The 23,907-nt window shown below is 38.8% G+C and carries 25 protein-coding genes and 1 pseudogene; 5 read left to right on the top strand and 21 right to left on the bottom strand.

Going from position 1 to position 23,907, the window contains the following annotated elements; translation table 11 throughout:
- Positions 1-9: 9 nt before the first annotated feature.
- Positions 10-702 (bottom strand): DNA utilization protein GntX, encoded by a 693-nt coding sequence (gntX, locus tag GWI97_RS05835; RefSeq protein ID WP_087803709.1) that lies wholly within the window; start codon positions 700-702, stop codon positions 10-12.
- 36 nt (positions 703-738) lie between these two features.
- Between gntX and bioH the strand changes: the two genes are divergently transcribed.
- Entirely contained in the window at positions 739-1,512 is a 774-nt protein-coding gene (bioH, locus tag GWI97_RS05830) for a pimeloyl-ACP methyl ester esterase BioH (protein ID WP_036933772.1), read from the top strand.
- Between the two features lie 43 nt (positions 1,513-1,555).
- On the opposite strand, the gene GWI97_RS05825 is transcribed toward bioH, so the two are convergent.
- The 6 genes from GWI97_RS05825 to yihI form a co-directional block, all read right to left on the bottom strand.
- Positions 1,556-2,026, bottom strand: a complete 471-nt coding sequence (locus GWI97_RS05825; RefSeq protein WP_036933773.1) for an OsmC family protein — start codon at positions 2,024-2,026, stop codon at positions 1,556-1,558.
- A 181-nt stretch (positions 2,027-2,207) separates the two neighbouring features.
- Positions 2,208-2,438: a FeoC-like transcriptional regulator gene (locus GWI97_RS05820; protein ID WP_036933774.1), complete on the bottom strand. Its 231-nt coding sequence runs from the start codon at positions 2,436-2,438 to the stop codon at positions 2,208-2,210.
- A gap of 19 nt (positions 2,439-2,457) precedes the next feature.
- Entirely contained in the window at positions 2,458-4,785 is a 2,328-nt protein-coding gene (gene feoB / locus GWI97_RS05815; protein WP_036933775.1) for a Fe(2+) transporter permease subunit FeoB, read from the bottom strand.
- A 48-nt stretch (positions 4,786-4,833) separates the two neighbouring features.
- Positions 4,834-5,070, bottom strand: coding sequence for a ferrous iron transporter A (feoA, locus tag GWI97_RS05810; RefSeq protein WP_036933776.1), 237 nt, complete (start codon positions 5,068-5,070; stop codon positions 4,834-4,836).
- Positions 5,071-5,481: 411 nt separating this feature from the next.
- A complete protein-coding gene (locus GWI97_RS05805) occupies positions 5,482-6,927 on the bottom strand; it encodes a DUF4026 domain-containing protein (protein ID WP_036933777.1) in 1,446 nt (481 codons plus the stop codon).
- 225 nt (positions 6,928-7,152) lie between these two features.
- A complete protein-coding gene (gene yihI, locus GWI97_RS05800) occupies positions 7,153-7,653 on the bottom strand; it encodes a Der GTPase-activating protein YihI (RefSeq protein WP_036933778.1) in 501 nt (166 codons plus the stop codon).
- Positions 7,654-7,841: 188 nt separating this feature from the next.
- On the opposite strand from yihI, the gene GWI97_RS05795 reads away from it, so the two are divergent.
- Positions 7,842-9,314, top strand: coding sequence for a glycosyltransferase family 39 protein (locus GWI97_RS05795; protein WP_036933779.1), 1,473 nt, complete (start codon positions 7,842-7,844; stop codon positions 9,312-9,314).
- 3 nt (positions 9,315-9,317) lie between these two features.
- Positions 9,318-9,863, top strand: coding sequence for a GNAT family N-acetyltransferase (locus tag GWI97_RS05790; RefSeq protein ID WP_036933780.1), 546 nt, complete (start codon positions 9,318-9,320; stop codon positions 9,861-9,863).
- 51 nt (positions 9,864-9,914) lie between these two features.
- Here GWI97_RS05790 and GWI97_RS05785 read toward each other — a convergent pair whose 3' ends face one another.
- Positions 9,915-10,226, bottom strand: a complete 312-nt coding sequence (locus GWI97_RS05785; RefSeq protein WP_036933781.1) for a monooxygenase — start codon at positions 10,224-10,226, stop codon at positions 9,915-9,917.
- Between the two features lie 80 nt (positions 10,227-10,306).
- Positions 10,307-11,659 carry an NCS2 family permease gene (locus GWI97_RS05780; protein WP_144242567.1) on the bottom strand — a complete coding sequence of 451 codons (1,353 nt, stop codon included), beginning with the start codon at positions 11,657-11,659 and terminating at the stop codon, positions 10,307-10,309.
- Positions 11,660-12,318: 659 nt separating this feature from the next.
- On the opposite strand from GWI97_RS05780, the gene GWI97_RS05775 reads away from it, so the two are divergent.
- Together GWI97_RS05775 and GWI97_RS18580 are read left to right on the top strand one after the other, a co-directional pair.
- Entirely contained in the window at positions 12,319-12,513 is a 195-nt protein-coding gene (locus tag GWI97_RS05775; RefSeq protein ID WP_161751874.1) for a hypothetical protein, read from the top strand.
- Positions 12,514-12,728: 215 nt separating this feature from the next.
- Positions 12,729-12,872 (top strand): annotated as a pseudogene (locus tag GWI97_RS18580) (hypothetical protein); the annotation flags it as partial.
- A gap of 164 nt (positions 12,873-13,036) precedes the next feature.
- Here the strand turns inward: GWI97_RS18580 and GWI97_RS05765 are convergent.
- The 12 genes from GWI97_RS05765 to greB all read right to left on the bottom strand — a co-directional run bounded on the left by GWI97_RS05765 (position 13,037) and on the right by greB (position 23,829).
- Positions 13,037-13,459 carry an Hcp family type VI secretion system effector gene (locus GWI97_RS05765; protein ID WP_161751878.1) on the bottom strand — a complete coding sequence of 141 codons (423 nt, stop codon included), beginning with the start codon at positions 13,457-13,459 and terminating at the stop codon, positions 13,037-13,039.
- A 283-nt stretch (positions 13,460-13,742) separates the two neighbouring features.
- Positions 13,743-14,495, bottom strand: coding sequence for an amino acid ABC transporter permease (locus GWI97_RS05760; protein WP_161751872.1), 753 nt, complete (start codon positions 14,493-14,495; stop codon positions 13,743-13,745).
- 1 nt (position 14,496) lies between these two features.
- Entirely contained in the window at positions 14,497-15,234 is a 738-nt protein-coding gene (locus GWI97_RS05755; protein ID WP_087803707.1) for an amino acid ABC transporter permease, read from the bottom strand.
- Between the two features lie 106 nt (positions 15,235-15,340).
- A complete protein-coding gene (locus tag GWI97_RS05750) occupies positions 15,341-16,180 on the bottom strand; it encodes an ABC transporter substrate-binding protein (protein ID WP_036933789.1) in 840 nt (279 codons plus the stop codon).
- A 215-nt stretch (positions 16,181-16,395) separates the two neighbouring features.
- The gene (gene phoU / locus GWI97_RS05745) at positions 16,396-17,130 is read right to left on the bottom strand and encodes a phosphate signaling complex protein PhoU (RefSeq protein WP_036933791.1); all 735 of its coding nucleotides are present in this window, start codon (positions 17,128-17,130) and stop codon (positions 16,396-16,398) included.
- Between the two features lie 14 nt (positions 17,131-17,144).
- A complete protein-coding gene (pstB, locus tag GWI97_RS05740; protein ID WP_161751871.1) occupies positions 17,145-17,921 on the bottom strand; it encodes a phosphate ABC transporter ATP-binding protein PstB in 777 nt (258 codons plus the stop codon).
- Positions 17,922-17,951: 30 nt separating this feature from the next.
- Positions 17,952-18,854, bottom strand: a complete 903-nt coding sequence (gene pstA / locus GWI97_RS05735; RefSeq protein WP_036933793.1) for a phosphate ABC transporter permease PstA — start codon at positions 18,852-18,854, stop codon at positions 17,952-17,954.
- A 1-nt stretch (position 18,855) separates the two neighbouring features.
- Complete coding sequence (gene pstC / locus GWI97_RS05730) at positions 18,856-19,815, bottom strand: phosphate ABC transporter permease PstC (RefSeq protein WP_036933795.1); 960 nt, start codon at positions 19,813-19,815, stop codon at positions 18,856-18,858.
- A 77-nt stretch (positions 19,816-19,892) separates the two neighbouring features.
- On the bottom strand, positions 19,893-20,933 hold the full coding sequence (gene pstS, locus GWI97_RS05725) for a phosphate ABC transporter substrate-binding protein PstS (RefSeq protein ID WP_036933797.1): 1,041 nt from the start codon (positions 20,931-20,933) through the stop codon (positions 19,893-19,895).
- A gap of 208 nt (positions 20,934-21,141) precedes the next feature.
- The gene (gene envZ, locus GWI97_RS05720) at positions 21,142-22,482 is read right to left on the bottom strand and encodes a two-component system sensor histidine kinase EnvZ (RefSeq protein WP_087803705.1); all 1,341 of its coding nucleotides are present in this window, start codon (positions 22,480-22,482) and stop codon (positions 21,142-21,144) included.
- Complete coding sequence (gene ompR / locus GWI97_RS05715; protein WP_036933800.1) at positions 22,479-23,201, bottom strand: osmolarity response regulator transcription factor OmpR; 723 nt, start codon at positions 23,199-23,201, stop codon at positions 22,479-22,481. Before ompR ends, envZ begins: the two co-directional genes overlap by 4 nt.
- A 148-nt stretch (positions 23,202-23,349) precedes the next feature.
- Positions 23,350-23,829: a transcription elongation factor GreB gene (gene greB, locus GWI97_RS05710; protein ID WP_036933803.1), complete on the bottom strand. Its 480-nt coding sequence runs from the start codon at positions 23,827-23,829 to the stop codon at positions 23,350-23,352.
- Between the last annotated feature and the right edge of the window lie 78 nt (positions 23,830-23,907).

The following is a 23,907-nucleotide window of genomic DNA, read 5'->3' as shown; positions in this document are numbered from 1 at the left end:
GGCGGTTAACTACAAGGTTCGACAAATCGCCCATACCTCAACAGAGCGTGCTCCCGCACGAAATAACAAGGGTACGATAGAATTTAATGTCGCACCTGTAGTGATAACATCATCAATTAGTGCCAGATTTTTCCCTGATACCGACACTGTGTTATTTAATACAAATGCATGTTTTAAATTTTGTTGCCTTTGCTTGGCATTAAGATGCGTTTGCACCAGTGTAGCACGAGTTCTTATCAGGGTATCAGGTTGATAAGCACAATTTAGCCACTTAGCCAAAGGCTTAGCTATAGCTTCTACTTGCTCAAAGCCTCTAGACCAACGGCGATGGCGATGTGAAGGAACGCTAATAATGCTATCCGGTTTTTGCACTAGGTTTTCTCGCCGATGTGAAAGCCATCGCAATAAAAAAAGTCGTGCGAGACATAAGGCTATTTGAGGGCGAGGAGCGTATTTATAAAGGTGTAATAATTTATTTAGTGGAGGTTGATAATCTGTGACTGTCAACATCTGTTTCCATGGAGGGGGGGATTGTAAGCAACGCCCACATAAAATCATAGAATGAGAGGATGGATATAAACAGCAAGGACAACGATTTCGTTGTGTTGGTAGATGTCGAATGCAACTCGAACAAATACCTTTAGTATCATAATGTAAGGGTTGACGACATAACCAACAATATCCTGCTATTGTTATCCACATAATGAATATCCCTGTAAAAGAGAAGAGAGCATAACAATGAATAAATTGTATTGGCAGACAATCGGTGAAGGAAAAACAGATCTTGTGCTGCTGCACGGATGGGGGCTGAATGCACAGATCTGGCAATCATTAATACCGAGATTAACCTCGCATTTTACACTTCATCTCGTTGATTTACCGGGTTATGGTCGTAGCCAAGGTTTTCCTGCTCTTACATTAAAGGAGATGGCAGAAATTGTTTTTGCAAAAGCCCCTGATAATGCAATTTGGTTAGGATGGTCTTTAGGCGGATTAGTTGCTAGTCGTGTTGTTTTAGATAACCCCAACAATGTGCAAGCATTGATCACAGTGGCTTCTTCACCTTGCTTTGGTGCTCATGAGGATTGGCCGGGTATCAAACCTGAGGTTTTGAAAGGATTTGAACAGCAACTAAATGAGAATTTTCATCGCACAGTTGAGCGCTTTTTAGCGTTGCAAACATTGGGCACACAAAGTGCCCGTGAAGATATGAAAGCATTAAAATCAGTGGTATTAGAGCAACCACTCCCTTCTGTTGAGGTGCTTAATGGTGGATTAGAAATTCTGCGTACTGAGGATTTACGAGAAGAATTGAAAACGTTGAGTTGTCCTTTTATCCGTTTTTACGGTTATTTAGACGGTTTAGTTCCTCGAAAAGTGGCCGGATTATTAGATACTCTTTATCTACATTCACCTTCTGTTATTTTCCGTAATGCGGCTCATGCACCGTTTATTTCACATCCTGATGAATTTACTCAAGCGTTAATTGAGGCTTGTGAAATAGCATCATAGTTATCACCCAAAACTGCCCATACTTGAGGGCAGTTTTGAGAGTTTATAACTCTATATTTTCAATGTGGTTTTCGACACTATAAGATGTTTCACAAATCGGTGGATTTTTAATAGTGTCAAAAACAGGGCAAGTACGTTCAATAAAAGCGATAAATGCGGCGATCTCTTCTTCACTATTATCAGCTTGAATAAAAAAGTGCGTCGTAATTTTACTAAAGCCGATTTTGGCTTCTTTATTTTTTCCCGTAAAACCATCGGTATCTAATTCGCCTTTAACTTCAATGCGAATATCGTTGAGATTAATTTTATGCATACGCGCAAAGCTTTTGGCGACAATTCCCTTACAAGCACCTAATGTACCTAATAATGCTTCAACAGGATTCATTGCACTGTCTTTTCCACCTAATGACAAAGGTTCATCAAGTAAAAATTGAAACTGGCGTGATGCACATTGCATCTGTAATCCACCTTGTTTGCCGGTCGTAATAGTCGATGAAAATTCAGTTATTGGCATAATTTCATATTCTTATAGAGTGAAGTAACAATAGACGTCTTTACGTCTATATCTAAAGAATTATGCCGTGATAGTTAGGAAAGTAAATCATTAAATAGGAAGATGAAAATGATTCATCTTAAGCATTAGATAAAAACCCCTACATAAAGTAAGGGTTTTTATGATGGAATTTATCAATTTGTTAGGTTAATTGATAAAGTTTTGCCTGGCAGGCAGTGGCTTCAGGGCAATGTTTGCAACTGCCTGTAAAGCACTCTTCTACATCGACTTCTTGAAGCTTACCCATCAATGTGAGCCGTTCTAGCATTGCTTGTACCAAAGGTTCAGGCATATTGAGTTGATGGCTGATAAGACGGGCATCGGCTCGACCATTAAGGGCGATACAATCACGGACTTCTATCAAACTGGCCATCTTACTTTTCCTTTGCTACTTAGTGACAACTACCTTTTGAACAACATTGTTTAGCCAATGAAGGCTTATTGCTTAAGTTAATTGTTAGACGACTACGCGCATTACGCAACAAGATAAATAGAATTAAGTTAAAGATCACCACGGCAGCAATGGTTATGCCACTACTTTGCGGATGCTCACTAAAGGTTGCTACTTGATAGAACAGTGCTGCCAGTGAGTAAGCAATATTTAATCCCCAAAGAATAGAGAAGGTCATCCAGCCACGGCTTGTTTCACGAGCAATCGCACCCATTACTGAAACACAAGGTACATACAGTAAAACAAAGATTAAGTAGCTGTATGCGGCAATGCCGGAGCCAAATTTAGCACCCATGGTACCCATAGTGCCGGTATCCATTTCACCATCACCTTTACTTGCTTCAATTGGATTAGAAAGTGCAGCTAGGGTAAAGGTCTCTTTTAAGCTATCCCATGTTTCACCAAAGGCGTCACCAATTTCACCCCAGAGATCGAATTCTTCAGGATCAAAAGGCTCGTTCACAATGCTTTCTGCGGTATAAAGGGTATTTAATGTTCCCACAACCACTTCTTTTGCCATTGCCCCTGTGACTAAACCTACAGTGGCTTGCCAGTTATCATTATGAACACCAATAGGTTGCAATAATGGCGTGATCACTTTACTGACCGATGCTAATGCAGAGTCATTGATGTTATCTGCGGGTTTACCTGAAAAGGTAAAGCTATTTAATGCACCAATAAACATACTGGCAATAATAATGACTTTACCTGCACGTACCACGAAGCCTTTTAAACGTTGCCAAGTTTGTATCAATAATGTTTTTAGGTGTGGAACGTGATAAACCGGCAGTTCCATCACGAAAGGTGATGCTTCACCACGCATAATGGTGTGCTTTAGCAACAATCCGGTAAGAATAGCGACAACAATACCCAGAAGGTAAAGTGAGAAGACGACACTGGCACCATTTTTACCAAAGAAGGCGGCAGCAAATACTGCGAAAATGGCCAAACGTGCACCACAAGACATAAACGGTGCCATTAATACCGTGATCAATCGTTCTCTTGGGGCATCGAGGGTACGCGCACCCATAATAGACGGTACGTTACAACCAAAGCCAACAATTAGTGGTACGAATGATTTACCGGGTAGACCCAAAGCCTGCATCAATCTATCCATAACAAATGCGGCGCGAGCCATATAACCTGAATCTTCAAGGATGGATAAGAAGAGATACATCATCCCGATCTGTGGCACGAGTGGAAGAACGGTATTAATACCACCACCAACACCTTGCGCAAGGAAAATGGTTAACCATTCTGGGAAATTAAAGGTTGCGCCAATCCATTGGATACCATGGATAAAGATCGCTTCAGAACCACCTTCGAAAGCGGGTTGCAATGCACCACCAATGTTAATTGCCAAAACGAACATTAAATACATAACAAACAGGAAGATAGGCACACCTAACCAACGGTTTAATATCACTTTATCGATATTTTGTGTCAGGATATTCGGCTTAATGGACTCCATATTAATCACAGTATGACAGATGCGCTCAATATTTTGATAACGGGCATCCGCAATGACTAATTCTGGCTCATTATTATGTTCGTCTTGAATGCGTTGACGAATTGCTTTGATATCTTCTTTGGTAATTTGAGCGCGCTGATGGGTATAGATATCCCCTTCTAAACACTGTAATGACATCCAACGACGTTGTTGTAAATTGAATTCATCGTGATTAATTTTTTCAGCGAGTGCCTCAACTTCATTTAATAACCATAGAGGATAAGAAGTCAGTAATTCCTGTGGTTTTTTCTTTTCAGCAGGGAAAGCATCAATCGCGTCTTTGAGTTTATCCATGCCTGATGCTTTGGTTGAAACCATAGGAATAACCGGACAACCCAGTTGAGCAGATAGGGCTTTGATATCAATTTGCATATCTTGGTGTTGTGCAATATCAAGCATGTTTAATGCCACAATGCAGGGAATGCCTAACTCAAGTAGTTGCAATGTCAAATAAAGATTACGTTCGAGATTAGATGCATCAACAACGTTAATCAGCATGTCTGCTTCATTACTTAAAATGAAATGACAGGCAATTTGTTCATCAAGTGATGTTTGTTCTGAAATAGTGGTTAATGAGTAAGTGCCGGGTAAGTCGACAAGTTCAATTTTATGATTTGCTGTTGTAAAACGACCAACTTTGCGTTCGACCGTCACACCCGCCCAGTTACCCACGCGCTGGCGAGAGCCTGTTAGCTGATTAAAAAGTGTTGTTTTACCAGCATTGGGGTTGCCGATAAGGCCTATAGTGAGAGGAGTCATAATAGTGATGCCAATAGTTGTCTTGCCTGGTTGAATGAGAGATAACGATTATTTTTCGCTATGAACCACTTCGCTAAGGTTAATAAGTGCGAGATCTTTTTTTCTCAAAATAAGGGACACTCGGTGTGTTTCTATTTGAATAGGATCACCCAGTGGCGCGATACGAATAACGTTAAACACAGCGCCAGGCAACATACCTAAAGATAACAACTTCTGTCTGTATGCAGGACTAATCTGAGGTGAGTAGCTCAAGATTTTATAACTGTGATTTGGGATCAGTGACATAAATCGTTCTTCCACGAATATTGATACAAAAAATAATGATACTGATAATTATTAACGTATATAAAAATTCACATAATAAGAGTCAGGTTAATTATAATAAATATTTTTAATGCTAATGAGAATTATAATTATCCTTATTGGGTATAATTTAGCCTACTCTAGGCTGTTCTGCACTTGATTTAAATCAACCAGAGAAAAGATATTGGGAGGAAATTAGGCTGTTTGATTCATCTGTTACTAGACAAAAACAAAATGTGAAGAGTTGAAATGTCAATGTAGCAACAAAATAACAATCAATTAATGATGTTAACGGGTTACAAGATGAACGTAGATTTCATAGGAAGTAGAAAAGCGAGTCTCTCGTTATTTTAAATGAGGTACTCGCATTAGAATGGCGAAATCGTTAGCTAATTAGTGCGTTTGCTGATGGCTAAAAAGTTGGTAAATATTGTTTGGGGTATAACTATTCTCTTCATAGGAAACCATCCAGTCAGTCATTAAGTCTGTATTAATGGGATAGATTTCACCTTCTTGCATCTCTTCAACATAAAATGGCACATTGAGTAGTTTGGCATAAATGGTATCTCCATCACGAGATTGTGGTACAAACCACATATGCTCTAGCTCTTTTTCTTCCCCTTCACCATAAGGAATACCGAACTTGATCATAAACTGCCAAGGGTTTTCGGTCTCTTCAGGTTTGTCTTTTCCTAATAACTTAGAGAGGAAACCACTTTTTTTCTCAACAGGCGGTTGATTGTAGTTATCAAACATAGAAACGAAGTATTCCCAGCGTCGCTTGGCTTTTTCAGACATCTCGTAGGTTTCTTCATTACTGCGCAGTAGCATCATCGCTTGTTGTTCTTCATAACCTCTAAAGAAGGTTTCTAAAACTGGGTTTTCTTCATTGGTTCTAAATAGCATGGAAGATGGATGTTGATGATATTCATCGCGATCGGCTAAATCACCCAAGAAAATACCATTTGGTGCCCCTTCGATGTCGTAACGCATCTCTTCTAAAGGTCTAAGGCTATCAAGAGGCGTCGATTGATTGACATGGCGGATACCCTCTTCAAAAGGTAAGGCAACAAGGTATTCTAATCCTGAAGATGTTTGTCCACAAAGCATTGGCTCTGCAAATTCAATCTGGCGATGATTGATACTGTTATTGACAAAACAACGGAAAAGATCGGGAATGCCGTAGTAAGATTCCAGCATACTTGGGATCACTAAATCAACTTCAGTTAAGCCACAACGCGCTAATCCATGAGTATGGAACCAGAACATGGTGGGTGGATCGTTTTCTGTATCATAAACAGCATGAATAACATACAGACTTTCTACTTCGGGATAAAGATCGGGTGTTTCTAGTTGGAAGCGGATCCATTCTGGTGTTAAGGCTTTACCTGCTGCGGATTCATCTAATGCCAAAACCATTTCAGGCGCGATAATGTTTAGAAAATTCAGTTGATGGCGGTAACTTGCTAAAGGATGTAACGTCTCAGTAAAGAGTGTTTCTAATAATAAATCTTGGGTTGTGGCATTCGCGTGCGCTAAGCGTTGTGGTGTGAGTTCATCTGTTGAATACATTGGACGTATTTCATAATTTTCATCGCGAGGGTAAAGGCAGACAAAAAAATGTAATTCAGCATCACCATGTTGGCAACGATAAAAAAAACCATCATCAATATTTTCACTCAAATAATTGATTTCACCGTCAGTATAATCCGTTTGTTCTTCTAGGCGTTGTTCAATAAGCGCATAGTTTAGTGGCTGGGCAGGGAAAGCCACTATACGAGAGGGCACTTTTTCTCCTTGCCCGGCTGCGATATCTAAGTACTGCTGTCTGTTATCCATATTTTTTATCACTCGTATATAAAAGATAGAAAAATAGGATATCAGGGATAACAAAAGAGGAATAGATAGAGTTATCTGAGCTTGAGAGGGGTATTTAACCTATCGTTGATGATATGAGAGCATGAAAAGTAGAGAAGAGGTGTCTTGATAAAAAACAACAGATATCAATAAATTATTGATATCTGTTGGATATAAGGTAATTAAGGCGAATGATTAGCCTTTTGATTATTTACCTTTCAGTAATTGCATGATGTCTTCTGTTTTTTCTTCATCGTCATCATCTTCAAACTCAATACCCAGTTCAACCATTAATTCGTCAATACGATCAAGGGTTTTTTCAGTATAAGCCTGTTCTTCAGCGTTAAGTTTTTCACCGTTTTCAAGACGAGATAGTAATTCATCTAAACGTGCATCGTTTTCTAACAAGTCTAATTCTTGTTCTGGTGTTAAACGAACAGGTTCTACTTTGGCTGGCGCAGGTTTTTTCTTCGCAACTTTTGGTGCATCACCCACAATTAGAGGGATGGGTTTTTTGCTACCAATGCGTGGATCTTTCGGCGCTGTATTTTTAGCTTGCTGTTTATTTTCCGCTTCCTGCTGACGGTTACCGGCAGGATTGCCACGGTGTTTCTTTTGACGTTTACGTTCACGTCCTTCCGCGTTCAGCTCTTCACGTGATTTTTTACGTGTTTTAGCTGTGGCGGGCTTTCTTTTAATCATATTCATAATGGTAACTCGATAGTGATCTTCTTGGTTGCGCAATCTATCAGAAACAAATTTTCAATAAAAGCGCAAATTTAAGACAATTTAATTTTTGCTCACGTACAATGTGCGGTTCATTTCACTATACTTTACGGTATTGTGACTTTCTCTAATGATAAAACTAAATTAATCAACTTAACTTTCTATTTATTATGACATTATCATCTGCGCAATTGCGTAAACCAGTATATTGGTGGGTTATTGGCTATGCGACACTCTGGATCTTAGTCAGCTATCTCTTTGATCCTACGGTACCTTATGATGCCGTAGAAGCGGTCAATTGGGGAACCAATGGGGGCTGGGGCTCTCCTAAAAATCCTTGGTTTGTAGGTTTTATAATGTCACCTGCTATTTATGGCGGTGTCGATTTTAGCTTTTATTGGTATTTTATCCACTTTATTGTGATTGCCATTGGGTTATTGGGCGTTTGGAATTTAGCTTATAAATTGACACGCAACATTAATCTAGCATGGTTTGCTATGTTAGGGCTTAATTTATCTGGCATTATCAATTTTGATATTATCCCTTATAACGATAACTATATTCTAGTCGGTTGCTGGGCTTGGGCACTTTATTTTTTCCTTTGCGCAATTAATGACAATCAAAAATATTGGATTGGCTTTGCCATTGTTATGGGCATTGCCACTATGGGAAAATATTCATCACTAGCTTTTATGGGCTCTGTCTTTTTATTGAGTCTATTTGTACCTAAAGTGCGAGTGAGTTATCGGTCACCTTATTTTTATGTGGCTATTGCGATTTGGCTTGCTTTTGTTATCCCTAATTTTATTTGGTTATGGCAAACCGATTTTGCTGCATTTAAATGGGTCGATTCTCAAATAGAAAGCCGTTTTAATTTGCGTACGACTCGTGCAGCATTGACAGTTTTTTATCCCGTTATTTTGATGTGGGGAATATTGCGCCTTTATGGTGGTCGATTAAGTTGGTCTGCATCTCAAGATAGTCAATTGCTGAATTTTATTTTGTTATTTCCATTAGCGATTATTTTTACTTGGTTTAGCTTTCATGAAGGTGGTCGTATCACTGAGTGGTTACAGCCATTTGTGTCGATAGCGACGGCGCTTTTTGTGGGTTCAATCAGTGTCATGCCTAAGCGCTCATTGCGTGGTGTATTGTATGGTTTAGGTGTTTTTGGCATGTTAGTTGTTTCTGGCTATACCGTCGTACAAGCTGCTAATGTGCGTAATGCGGGTCAAAAGTTTATTGGTATCAAAACATTTGTGCAAGATGTTGAGCAAGCTTGGCATCAACATTATCACACGCCATTAGCGTATGTGGGAGGCGAATATATGCATGAATGGGTGACTTTTTATGGTAAAGATAGGCCTCTATCTTCGCAACCGTGGATATTAGAAGAGAATGTACAACCACCTAATATCTATAATCGTTATATCACGCTTCAACAATTAGAAGAAAAAGGCGTCGTATTGATCAGCGAAGTCGGCTATTACTGTGAAAAAGCCTCTTTTGATAAAGGATTAAAGTACTGGCCGAGTTTAAAAATAGCTGATACTCAAGAGATAATGTTTCGTGCTGAGCCAAATGCTATTGCAGAGCCCGTTTGTATTGCATTTGTGGCTCCAAACACTCATAAGGAAAAGTAGAAAATGCGTTATGCTGATATTCAGGTTGAAACCCCTAGATTGATTTTGCGTCCCTTTGAAATGGGTGATGCTGAAGATTGGTTTAATATTATGCGTTCACCTGAAGTCACACGTTACTGGAGCCACCTTCCTTGGCAATCACTTCAAGAAGCGCAACAAGATATCATTCAAGATATTACGCATATGGAAAGAAAAGAGTATCTGCGTTTAGCGGTGATAGACAAAGAGACAAATGCATTAATGGGGATGTGTGTTTTCTTTAATCATTATCCGAGTTCTCGACGAGGGGAGGTTGGGTATTGCCTTGATATGGCTTATCAAGGCAAAGGGATCATGAAGGAAGCCATGGTCGCATTTATTGATTATCTTCAAACACATTTAGCGGTTCGTCGTTTAGAAGCGGATATTCATCCTGATAATAAGGCATCAGCTGCTTTATTAGCGAAATTGGGTTTTGAACAAGAAGGGTATCTTAAACAGCGTTGGGTAGTAGGTGATGAAGTATCAGACTCTGCTATTTTTGGGTTATTATTGCCGTCAAAAGCGTAATTATTATGCTGTTAAACAGCACAAGTGACAGATAACACTTGTGCTTTTTTATTATTTTGACAGAAAAGAAGCTTGGTTTTGTAAACTTAAGGCCTGATTCACTGAGAAAATTTCCCCACGCACTTCTGGAATACCAAAAGATTTTAAACGGGTACGGTGTTTCTCTAGATAAGCGAGAGCCTCTTCTTTCGAAGTAAAAAGGTAAATACCACCTGCTTTTTGTGTCTCTTTATTTTCAGTCCAAATTTTCCATATAAAACCGGGCTCTTGGTTAATTGATGAAGATAATGTATCCATAGTTTGTGTCATTTCATCACCAAAAGGGCCCTGATAAGGGAAATCGACTTGTAGAAGAACGTGCATGATCACCTCTTTTCTTATAAAAAACGGCACTTATCTGTGCCGTTTTGTTCGTTATTATGATTACTCTGATTTATTGAATATTAAAATAAAGAATTTAAATCAATAACATGAGTATCAATCAGTAATATTTTTAAAATAAACAGCAGTGAAACAATCACAACACACAGGTTAATTTCTTTCCAGCGGAAAGTCCCTACTTTCATTACACAATAAGCAATGAAGCCAAGCGCGATACCTTCGGTGATTGAGAAACTAAATGGCATCATGACTGCAGTGATAAAGGCAGGCACGGATTCTGTTAAATCATCCCATTTCACGCGTGTAAGGCTTGAGGTCATTAATACACCCACATAAATTAATGCACCAGCCGTTGCGTAGCTTGGCACCATACCTGCAAGTGGTGATAAAAAAATAGCAAGTAAGAAAAGAATACCCACAACAACCGCAGTTAAACCGGTACGTCCACCGACTGAAACCCCTGAAGTACTTTCAATAAAGGCAGTAACAGAAGATGTTCCCATTGCAGAGCCTGCAACAGAACTTAAGCTATCGACGTATAACGCTTGTTTCATTCGTGGAAACTTGCCTTTCTCATCCGTTAAGCCTGCTTTATCTGTCACACCAATTAATGTGCCAGAAGAGTCAAATAAGTTAACCAACATAAAGGCAAAAATAACGCCAGAAAGACCAATATCTAACGCACCAACAATATCCACTTTACCGACTACAGTGGTGATAGACGGTGGCATAGCAAAGATACCTTGATATTGTACATCACCTAAAATAAGGCCAATAACGGTAGTGATAACAATAGAAATAAGGATGGCTGCATGAATATTACGTGCGGCAAGAATGGCAATAATAAAGAAGCCTAAAGCACCTAATAACACATTATGAGAAGCAAAATTACCGATAGTGACGATGGTATCGTTGTTAGGAATAATAATACCGGAATTTTTTAAGCCCATCATGGCGATAAAAAGACCGATACCGCTAGTAATCCCCACTCGAAGACTCAGTGGAATATGGGCGATTATCCAGTAACGAATACGAAAAAGGGTCAGTAAAAATAGACCTACAGCCCCCCAGAAAATCGCCCCCATAGCGACTTCCCATGAATACCCCATTGCGCCAACAACCACAAAGGCAAAGAAGGCGTTTAGGCCCATCGCGGGTGCAACGGCAATAGGTAAATTTGCTACTAATCCCATTAAAATACTGCCGAAAGCCGCAATTAAGCAGGTCGTCACGAAGACGGCTTTGATATCCATATTGGCAGCTGCAAGGATTTGAGGGTTAACGAAGATAATATAAACCATCGTTAAGAAAGTCGTGATACCCGCAATCAGTTCGGTGCGAGCGTTTGTGCCGTGTTCTTGTAGCTTAAACAGGCGTTGGAGCAAACCCTGTGAATCAGAATTTGGTGATGACATGCTCATAGACAAAAGATCCCAAAAAAAATGTTTTTCGCTTTATCCTACACAAATAAAACAATAACTGCACCTAAAAAAGTAATCGATTGCGTCAATGAGAAATAAAATACGGATAAGAGAGGAAAGGTTCAATGAAAAATGTATTGTCATTAAAATATAAGAATAAGTGTGAAACTTATTGTTAAAAAGGATCTCGTAGTTTTGATGTTTTATATTAAATATTTTAGAAATATATTCTAAAATAAACATCAATTGATAATAGGTTGTTTTAATTTTCGGATGAAAATAGGTATGTATTTTGATTAAAAAAATCTTTGTTTTTTAAACTTAAATGTTAAGGTATATTAATGATTATATGTGGTGTTTATTTTTATTTCTTTGAATAAAAGAAAAAAGGAGTAGGGGAAATGGATGTGGAGTAATGAGCAGAAGAAATAGAGTTAACTAAAGGATTATCACTGCATAATACTTTCGATGGTAAGCCAACTTATTGGGAGCGAGATGAGTATAAATATGTAGAACTAAGGCGACAACTTAGTGAAAATGAAGAAATTTATGCATTATTAACCGCTGAGGAAGGAGCTTATTTTCTTTATGTTTTAACAGACCCAAATCCCTATAAACGATGGAAAAATACAATTTTTGGTTATACGGATTTTATGTCAAATTTTGCAGGTAATATCAATGATAGTTTAGTAGTTATTAAACTTATTGTAGAGTTAAAAAATATTGGTACTGTTGCAACTGAATATGTTGGCAAAGATGGTAATAGGTATATAAATCTTTCTGGAGAACCTTCTGTTAGAAAATATCTGAATGCAACATGTTATTTAATTAACGATAAAAAATATTAGCATTTGGTATCAGGTGTTCTTTTCATTATTTTTTCTATAGGAATGTATCTCTCTATAGAAAGTTATATTAATTATTTTTCTCTTGCTGAAAAAATTAGATTTTCATTTAAACATCGGATTTTTTTATTTATTATACCTACTATATTTTATTTTCTTTATTTATTGGTTTCTGTTGCTATAAAAAATAGACCAATGGAAGGAAGTCAAAATTTAATGGTGTTTTTTTCATTGTTTTTATTTTGGGTGCATTTTTTAGCTTTTTCTTTTCTAACTATGTTGAAAGAGATCTACTTTCTCAAGGTTATTTTATCTATAAAAAAACAATTTTACAGAATCTAATCTTTATGTTAGATCGCTAAAAATGTGTCATTAATGTTATTACTCTGACAATTAGTTATGTATGTTATTTAATAGATAAATTACATTATCAAAGCTATGCTGTTAATAGCATAGCTTTTGATTTTATTTATAATACGTTATCTTTACTAATACTATAGGAGGAGGTGTTTGCAGATAAATGGCTCTATGCAATAGATTGATATTTCAATTGTATTCTTTCATAAGGCATCGATTCGTGATCATTTACTGAGTTAGGATACACACAGGAAATATCAATAATTGACGCTTCTGTTAACTTAATCTCATAGAACTTTTCAAGTTGACCATTTGCTGAAGTTCTAAAAAAAGTAAATTTAGCTTTTAATACTTCATTACTATCAATTGCTGCTACAAGTAATGGGGATGCTTTATCTATTGGTTTTACAATCTGAACAGGTTGAGGAGATGTATTCTGATTACGTGTTATTGAATGATTTAAACTAAGAACTTGAATTTCATCTTCGTGACCTTTTTGATAACGGTTACCGATGGAATCTTGCGTTGAGCAACCTGACGAAATTAAGCCGTGCTTAGATCCTTCTAAGGTTAAATAAATTAAATGAGACATCATCTATCCTTTAATTTTTAATCTAGTTTAAATATCTTTTATTGGGACTGAATAAAATACTAGTTTATTAATTTTTATTCAGTATATAGTGTAATAAAAAAAGAGTTAAACAAATAGGATAAATAAAATAAGATTTTATTTATATTAACTTTTCTTTATTTTAATTAAATTTAACGTGTGTTTAATTGGCTATTTTAATCAGGACATTATTATAATTTGTTTATTTTTATATTGTTATCCGAATATAATAAAAAGGCTAAATTACTTTAGCCTAGTTATATTATTAGCCTAAACTTTTTTCAGTAAAATATTTTTTTCTAAACGGCAACACCATCTGCCAAAAAGGGCGCTTTTCTTTTGGTGTTGAAAATAATTTAGCCACTCTATTGGCAATAATTTCTAATGAGAAACAGAGAATAAAATAAATAAATGCAACGAACAGAAAGACTTCCATTGGATAAACCATGCTACGGTTATTAACTTGTGTTGCTAAGAACGAAAGTTCACCTACACCCACCACATAAGCTAATGAAGTATCTTTAATTAAGGCTATCCATTGATTAATAAATGAAGGCACCATCATGCGTAATGCTTGCGGCAATACGATATGCCATAGCACTTGCCAGCGATTAAAGCCTAACGATAACCCTGCCTGCCATTGTCCTTTTCCAATCGCTAAAATACCTGCTTTAACGCCATGCGCAATATAAGACGATGTAATTAAAGTCAATGCACAAATTACGGTGGTGATTTCAGGTATTTCCATCCCCAATACAACGGGCAATAAAAAATAGACCCAAAATATCAACATAATGACAGGAATAGCGCGGAAAAAACCTAAAAAAGCTGCGAAAAGGTTAACCCAGATACCTCTGAGCATAGCCAAAGCAATGCCACCTAATGTACCCAAAATAATTGATGCAATACCTGCAATGATACTGATAAAGACGGTCAGTGTAGCACCTTCTAAAGGTCCATCAGGATAAGCACCAAAGAGTAAGTACTGCCAGTTATCAGCAATAACAGTAAAATCCATCTTAATATCCTTGTGCTAATTTACGTTGCTGATGCCATTGTCCCCAAGCTTCCATCAATGCGATTGCTGCAATATAGAGAACCGTTGCAACACCAAAGGCTTCAAAGGTACGTAGTGATTCTGTTTCGACTTGTCTTGATGCGTAAGAAAGCTCTGCAACACCAATAGCCATAGTCAGTGATGAGTTTTTTATCACATTCATGTATTGACCTAGCAAAGGGGGTAGAGCAATACGAAAGGCTTGAGGTAGGATCACATAACGCATAGATTGCCATTGTGTTAAACCTAATGCCAAAGAAGCATATTTTTGCCCTTGTTTAACGCCTTGAATACCGGCTCTTAGCTCTTCGGCAATAAATGGCGTTGAATAAAATGTCAGACCCACAATGCCCGCTAAAAATTCAAAAGAAGGCCAAGAAAGCGTTACACCTAAAAATGCAATCTCATGAGGCGTGTTTAGCCATATCATGGCGCTTAGTGGCAGAATTTCTCCGGATGCGAAATACCAAAAGAACAACTGCACTAACAGTGGAGTATTACGAAATAGCGATATATAAGCCGTGGCTAACCAGCGTAATGATGCAAAAGTGCTATCTCTTGCAGCACTAAGGGCAAAGCTCATTAATGTTGCAATGACAATAGTCCAAAAAGAGATAAGCAAGGTGATTAAAAAACCACTCCAAAGCCAACTTAAATAGTGTGGCTCAAGAAGGTAATGTGATAGAAATTGCTCAAACATATAATAGGCCTATTGTAGACACCAAACCCCGCAAAAGCGGGGTAGGTGTTTTAGTAAAGGAATAACTTTATTTTGATGAAAGAAGAAAGTTATTACGCTTTAAAGATTAAGATTGTGGTGTTTGCTCGGATAATGGCGCAAATTTAAAGTCCCCACGAGGTTGAGCTGATTTTGTTTCAGGGCCAAACCAACGATTGTAGATCTCGTCTGCTTTACCTTCTTTTTCCAATCTTAATAGGGTGTTATTGATTTCGTTAATTAAGCGCTCTTCACCTTTAGCTGCTGCAACTGCTTGGTATTCACGGGTGATACTAAATGATGACACCTCAAAATCTGCTTTTATGGCATCAGGAAGATTTGCTAATAAGCCGACTAATTTTGCATCATCTTGTGTGATGGCTTGTACATTACCGTTACGTAATGCAGCGAAAGCCAGTGGTGTATCGTCATAAGAGATAACTTTGGTGTCAGGATAGCGTTCACGTAATGTGATTTCTTGAACAGTACCTTTATCTGCACCAATACGCAGTGAGTGAATTTGTTCTGGGTTAGTTAAAACCCCTTTACGTGCAATAAATTTTTGTCCGGTTGCAAAGTAAGGAACAGAGAAGTCAACTTGCTTAGCGCGTTCATCGGTAATGGTGAAGTTAGCTGCGATTAAATCGACTTTCTTAGAGCTTAACAGTGGAATACGGTTTGCTGGGTTTGTTGGACGCAGTTCCAGTTTTACACCTAGATCTTTGGCTATTTCATTAGCGATATCCGCATCATAACCTGCGAGCTTTTTGGTTTGAGGATCAATAAACCCAAAAGGAGGATTGCTGTCAAAAATAGCGATACGTACTACACCTGCTTTTTTTATATCATCAAGTTTATCTGCTTTTGCAATACCAGAGAAAAGCACAGAGCCTGCAATTAATGCGGTTGCCAAAACACGTAGTTTCATTATTCACCCCAAAGAAAAGAATTATCATCGTTATATTGGGTATCACGCTATCAAGTTGATTTAAGTTCATAAAATAATAAAAATTGATATGAATATGCTTTTAAGGAATAAGATGAGGAAAAGTGTTGAGCTAGAGTAGGATCAAGTTATAAAAGAATAAAAAAACAGCGACATAAGCGTCGCTGTTTGTAAGAGATAAAAAATGAGAGAGACATTTATTTAGTGGTATTGCTGTCATCACTTTGTGTTAGCATTTTTTCTACTTGGTCGCCTCCTAAGTGGCGGAAATCATGACCTTTTACGTAATAGAAAATAAACTCACAAATGTTCTGACAACGGTCACCAATACGCTCAATAGAACGTGCACAAAATAGAGCTGTGAGTACACTAGGAATGGTACGAGGATCTTCCATCATATAAGTCATTAATTGACGAACAATACCTTCATACTCGTTATCAATTTTAGCGTCTTCACGATAGATACGTACTGCTTCATCTAAATCCATACGGGCAAAGGCATCTAAAACATCATGAAGCATTTGTATCGCATGTTGGCCTAAAGACTCTAAGCTTACTAACAGCGGTTGATGTTGATGTGAAAACTTTTCAAGTGCTGTTTTGCAGATTTTTTCAGCAACATCACCAATACGCTCTAGTTCAGCGATCGTTTTTGAAATCGCCATAATTAAACGTAAGTCACTTGCGGTTGGCTGACGTTTAGCAATAATTCGCATACACGCATCATCAATGGCTACTTCCATCATATTGACGTTATGGTCACCTTGAATGACTTCATTCGCTAATGCTTGGTCTTGATTATGCATTGCCATAACGGCTTTTTTTAGTTGCTCTTCAACAAGCCCCCCCATAACCATCAGCTCAGTGCGGATATGCTCTAACTCAGCATTAAATTGACCAGAAATATGCTTATTGTGATTTAAATTATCCATTAATTGCCTCGTTATCAGCCATAACGCCCAGTGATGTAATCTTCAGTTTGCTTTTTCGCAGGACGCGTAAATAACGTATCCGTATCGCTAAACTCAATTAATTCGCCTAAATACATAAATGCAGTGTAATCAGAACAACGTGCTGCTTGTTGCATGTTGTGCGTCACGATAACCACGGTATATTCTGATTTGAGCTCACTGATAAGCTCCTCAATACGACCCGTCGAAATTGGATCAAGCGCTGAACAAGGCTCATCAAGTAATAAAACCTCAGGGCGAATAGCGATACCGCGTGCTATACATAAACGCTGTTGTTGACCGCCAGAGAGACTATATCCACTCTGATGTAATTTATCTTTGGTTTCGTTCCATAATGCGGCTTTAGTCAAAGCCCACTGAATACGTTCATCCATATCAGCGCGAGACAATTTTTCGAATAAACGTACACCAAAAGCGATATTGTCATAAATTGACATCGGGAAAGGTGTTGGTTTTTGGAACACCATACCAACTTTGGCACGTAATAGCGCGATATCTTGCTTATCAGTCAAGATATTGTTGCCATCTAGCAAAATTTCGCCTTCTGCACGCTGTTCGCCGTAAAGCTCATACATTTTATTAAAAGTACGCAGTAAGGTGGATTTGCCACAACCAGAAGGCCCGATAAAGGCTGTCACCTTATTTTTGGCAATATCTAAAGAGATATTTTTCAGCGCATGAAATTTACCGTAATAGAAGTTCAAGTCGCGAACTTGGATTTTATTTCCTGCGTTATCATTAGCCATAATCATTCAACGTTCTCTCTTGCTTAACTTTCTGCGTTAACCGTGCTTGCGTTTAGCAAATAGCACGCGCGCGATAATATTGATAAATAGAACACAGAGGGTGATAAGTAATACGCCAGCCCAGGCAAGCTCTTGCCATTCTGCGAAAGGACTCATGGCGAACTTAAAGATAGTCACTGGTAAGTTAGCTATCGGTTCATTTAAGTCTGTGCTCCAGAATTGATTTGATAGTGAAGTAAATAACAGTGGCGCAGTTTCGCCTGCGATACGTGCAATCGCTAATAATACACCTGTGATAATGCCTGATACTGAGGCTTTTAAGGTGATTTTAGAGATCATCTTCCACTTTGGTGTTCCTAATGCATAAGCGGCTTCGCGTAAGCTATCAGGTACTAACTTCAACATATTTTCAGTGGTGCGAATAACGATAGGAATTTGCAGTAACGCTAATGCGATAATTCCTGCCCATCCTGAAAAGTGCTGCATCTGTGCGACAACAATGGTGTAGACAAAGAGCCCGACAACAATTGATGGCGCTGACAGCAAGATATCGTTAATAAAACGAGTGGTTTCAGCAAGCCATGAACGACGACCATATTCAGCAAGATAAATCCCTGCAAGAATACCAAGTGGTGTTCCAATCACCGTTGCCCATAAAATCAATAATCCACTACCGACAATGGCGTTAGCTAATCCACCACCTTCCGTATTAGGTGGCGGAGTCATCTCTGTGAAAAGGGCTAATGACATACCATCAAAGCCTTTGGTGAAGGTGGAGAATAAAATCCACGTTAACCAGAAAAGACCAAATGCCATTGTAGAAATAGACAAGAACAGTGCGATACGGTTTTTTTGACGACGCCAAAGTTGGCGTTTATGACGTACTCGCAGTTCGTTCTCTGTTTGAACTTGTAATGAAGAAGAGGAGGGTTTAGACATATTAACGTGCTCCTTCATTCTTAGATAAACGTAATGTCATAAACTTAGAAATCGCAAGGACAATAAAGGTGATGACAAACAGGATAAGCCCTAATTCCATTAATGCCGCAGTATGTAATCCTGTTTCTGCTTCTGCAAATTCGTTGGCTAATGCAGACGTGATACTGTTACCTGGCATAAACAGCGATGCGGAATCTAATTGGTAGGTATTACCGATGATAAAGGTGACCGCCATCGTTTCACCTAGAGCGCGACCTAATCCCAACATAACACCACCAATGACGCCATTACGGGTATAAGGTAGAACGATATTCCAAATCACTTCCCATGTTGTACAGCCAATGCCATAAGCGGACTCTTTCATCATGACTGGTGTTTGTTCAAACACATCTCGCATAACAGAAGCGATATAAGGAATGATCATGATAGCGAGGATGACGCCTGCAGCTAAGATACCAATACCAAAAGCCGGGCCTGAGAATAGCTCACCCACAATAGGAATGGATGAAAGCACATTACCGACAGGCTCTTGGAAATAAGTTGCAAACAATGGAGCGAAGACAAACAGTCCCCACATACCATAAACAATACTTGGAATGGCAGCGAGTAGCTCGATAGCAATACCTAATGGGCGTTTTAACCAGTTAGGTGCTAACTCAGTGAGGAAAAGGGCGATACCAAAGCTGACAGGAACGGCAATAACCAGTGCGATGATTGACGTTACAACGGTGCCATAAATGGGCACTAACGCACCAAATTCCTGAGCAGGCGGATCCCACTCTTTCGTCCATAAGAACGAGAGACCAAATTGTTGAATACTTGGCCATGAGGCAAAAATCAGTGAAACAATGATACCTGTTAAAAGCAAAAGCGTAATCAACGCAGCTAGACGGACTAGTGCGCTGAAAATAACGTCCCCTCGTTTACTAGGGGCCTTTATTACCGTTGTGTGCTCGGCCATAAAGCCTCTTTTAATTTATTACCCCCTGTTTAGCAGGGGGTGAACGTTAACTTATCTCTTAATGGTTGCCGATTTTATTAGTAAATCGGTTTACCATTACTGTCTTTGATACTTGTTTTCCATGCAGCTCGAATTTGTTCTACAACTTCTGCGGGTAATACTGCGTAATCTAGGTTTTTCGCTTCCTGATTACCTTTGTCATAAGCCCAGTTGAAGAAATTCAGCACTTCTTTACCTTTTTCTGCATTTTGTTGTTTTTGATGCACTAAGATAAAGGTGGTTGAAGTAATTGGCCATGCATTTTCACCTTTCTGGTTAGTCAGGTCTTGTGCAAAGCTTTTGCTCCAATCAATTTTTCTTGCCGCAGCACTAAAGCTGTCAGACGTTGGTGCAATCACTTCACCATCAGCGGTTACTAATTTAGTATAAGCAAGATTATTTTGTTTGGCATAAGCATATTCAACATAACCAATTGAACCTGGTACACGCTGAACAAATGCAGCAATACCATCATTCCCTTTGCCACCTAAACCGGTAGGCCATTTAACCGTAGAACCTGCGCCTACCTGGTCTTTCCATGCGTTATTGACTTTGGATAAGTAGCTAGTGAAAACGAATGATGTACCTGAACCATCAGCGCGACGAATAACCGCGATATTCTGGTCTGGTAATTTTACGCCTGGATTGAGTTTTGTGATGGCAGGGTCGTTCCATTTTTGGATTTTGCCTAAATAGATATTACCAATAGTATCGCCATCTAAGGTCAGTTCACCTGATTTGATACCCGGAATATTGACAGCCATAACAACGCCACCAATCACGGTTGGGAACTGGAATAAACCGTCAGCTTGTAACTTAGCATCCGCTAATGGGGCATCAGAAGCACCAAAATCAACGGTATTTGCAATAATCTGTTTTACACCACCAGAGGATCCAATGCCTTGGTAGTTAATTTTGTTACCCGTTTCTTTCTGATAGGAATCTGCCCATTTAGCATAAACCGGGGCAGGGAACGTTGCGCCAGCACCAGTCAGCGAGGTCGTTGCCTGTGCAGAAAGAGCGGTCATTGAAAACGCAGCGGCAATGACACTAGTCAGGGTGGTACGCATCAGTTTCATAATCCCTCCTGTGGGATAGGTAGAATAATTTTCGACATCTATCAACTTCGGTTACGGTACGCACAGACAATAGGTCAGTAAGATGACAATTAAATGTCTTAATTGTGACAGTTTTATGACAAAGTAAAAAAATGATGAAATATTGACAGGAAGAAGAGAAAATAGAATGGAAACGATGGAATCAAAAGAGGCTTTAGATGAAGAGAAATTAATCGTCCTCGTCATCGCGCTCTTTTAACGGAAAATTAGCACGGATAAGTAAGCCACCTTTAACGCTATCATCAAGTTCAACATAACCGCCGTGGGCATCTATAATACGGCGAATAATGGATAATCCTAAACCCGCGCCCGTTGAGCTACGTGCTTGCTCACCTTGAACAAAAGGTTGGAAAAGACGTTGTCGGTCTTCTTGTGGAATACCTGGGCCATCATCTTCGACTTGAAACCATGCATATTCTTCATTTCTCCCACTTGAAACGCGTATCCAACCATTGCCATAGCGAGTGGCATTCACCATCATATTGGCAAGTGCTCGTTTCACAGCGATAGGGTTAGCCGTAATATTAATGGGGGTAGGATGAAGGTGAACTTCACTTATTTTGCCTGAATTTGCTTCAGCTGAAATGACTTCTTGTAGTAGATTATTCATATCGCACAGTTCCAAAGACATCTCTTTACCGGTGCGCATATAGTCTAGAAATTGGCCAATAATGGCATCACAATCTTCAATATCTTTATTGATAGAATCAGCAAGATAACTATCTTCAGGGCTCATCATTTCAGTAGCAAGGCGAATACGAGTGAGCGGTGTACGTAAGTCATGACTTACGCCAGCCATTACGAGTGTTCTATCATTATCTAATGAGCGTATGCCTGATGACATTTGATTAAATGCACGAATGATTGATCGCATTTCAGAGGAGCCAGATTCAGTGATAGGTGGCGGAATAACGCCTTTCCCGATACGACGTGCAGCATATTCGACTTCATTGAGTGGGCGATTTTGAAAACGGTTATAGAGCCAGAAAAAAGCGACAACGATGATAATAAAAATAATCGCTTGTCGATAAACAGGTAGTAAGAAGTTTTGCCCTAATTCAGTGAGTGGAACGCGGATCCAAAGAGAGGGGGAAATATGCGTGTTGATCCATAAAACAGGGTATTCTAGCGTGTTTTCAATCCAAATCTCTGTTTCTCCTCCCAGATATTCAGACATCTGCTCACTTAATTTGTCGTCGATTTTAGCCCAATAGAGCCCCTCCTCAAGCGCGGCCTCTTTATCAAAAAAAGAGATACCTAATTCGCTATAGATTTTATTGCGTAAAGCAGGAGAAATTTTAAGTGGAGTGCCATCGACTAAAATAAGTTCTTCAGGCATTAATGTGCGTATTTCATACGCTAAAACTTTATTAAATTGCTGAAGGCTTGGCCCTACAATAAGATGTTGCACAACGATATAACTGGCTATCAAGCTAAAAAAAAGTAGCGAGATAACCAGAAATAACGAGCGAGTCAGTTTATTGTGGGGTGAAAGCCTCAGCCTTCTCATTGAGCGCTGGTTCCATCAGGAACAAAGACGTAACCAAGCCCCCAAACTGTTTGAATATAACGAGGGTGTGTTGGATCCTCTTCAATCATGCGACGTAAACGAGAAATTTGCACGTCAATTGAACGTTCCATAGCACTGTATTCACGACCACGAGCGAGACTCATTAGTTTGTCACGAGAAAGAGGCTCTCGAGGATGAGAAACCAGCACTTTCAATACAGCAAATTCACCACTTGTTAGTGGCATGTGCTCTTCTTCGTGGAACATTTCACGTGTACCAAGATTTAGCTTGAATTTACCAAAAGAGATAATAGCATTATCTTGTGAAGGGGCGCCGGGTAATTCGTTCGCTTGACGGCGGAGTACAGCACGAATACGAGCCAGTAGCTCTCTTGGATTAAATGGTTTCGAGATGTAATCATCAGCACCAATTTCAAGTCCAACAATTCTATCAACCTCTTCCCCTTTGGCCGTAACCATAATAATAGGAATAGGGTTGTTTTGGCTTCTCAAGCGACGGCAGATAGATAAGCCATCTTCACCAGGAAGCATTAAATCGAGCACAATAAGGTGGATAGATTCGCGAGTGAGCAGACGATCCATTTGATCAGCGTTTGCAGCAGTACGGATTTGAAAACCCTGCTCTGTCAAATAGCGCTCGAGTAGTGAACGTAGACGTAAATCATCATCCACGATTAGCACTTTATAACTTTCTTGCATTTTTAAGCTCCCGAAGTGCAAATGCTTTTGTTAGCGAATTCTATCATCGTTAAGAATATTAAACCAAAACCAAAGAATAAATGTTAATAATTTACAGATAAAACTTGTTCTTTGGTGATAATAAAGGTTATAAATCTATTTATTTATCTTATTCCGAATAATATTTGATAGATAATACGCAGTAATTAACTTCACCACCTGGTGTTTGCACACTAATTTCATCATCGACTTGTTTACCGATAAGCGCTCGGGCAACAGGTGAATCAATAGAAATCCACTGTTTTGCTGGATCAAACTCATCGGGTCCCACAAGTCTGAAGGTTTTGACATTTCCGTCATCATCTTCAAGTGTGACCCAAGCACCAAAATAAACTTTTCCTTCTTGGCGAGGATCGGGATCAACAATTTTTAGCTCATCAAGACGTTTTGATAAAAAGCGAACACGTCTATCAATTTCACGTAATCGCTTCTTTCCATATATATATTCAGCATTTTCTGAACGGTCGCCTTGTGCTGCCGCTTCTGAAACTGATTGTGTGACACGAGGGCGCTCTTCTTTCCAAAGATATTTTAGCTCTTTGTCCAACGCATACCAGCCATCACGAGTAATATAATTACTTTTTGCCATTACAAATTAAAACTATCATCAACATTGAATTTCATAAAGATACTATAGCGTGAATGATAAATTAATCTGTTATTTTCC

This window comes from Proteus sp. G2300 (assembly GCF_009915965.1).
Taxonomy (GTDB): Bacteria; Pseudomonadota; Gammaproteobacteria; order Enterobacterales; family Enterobacteriaceae; genus Proteus; species Proteus vulgaris.
Note: the sequence above shows the minus strand (reverse complement) of the source record. Positions and strands in the feature narration are given on the sequence as shown.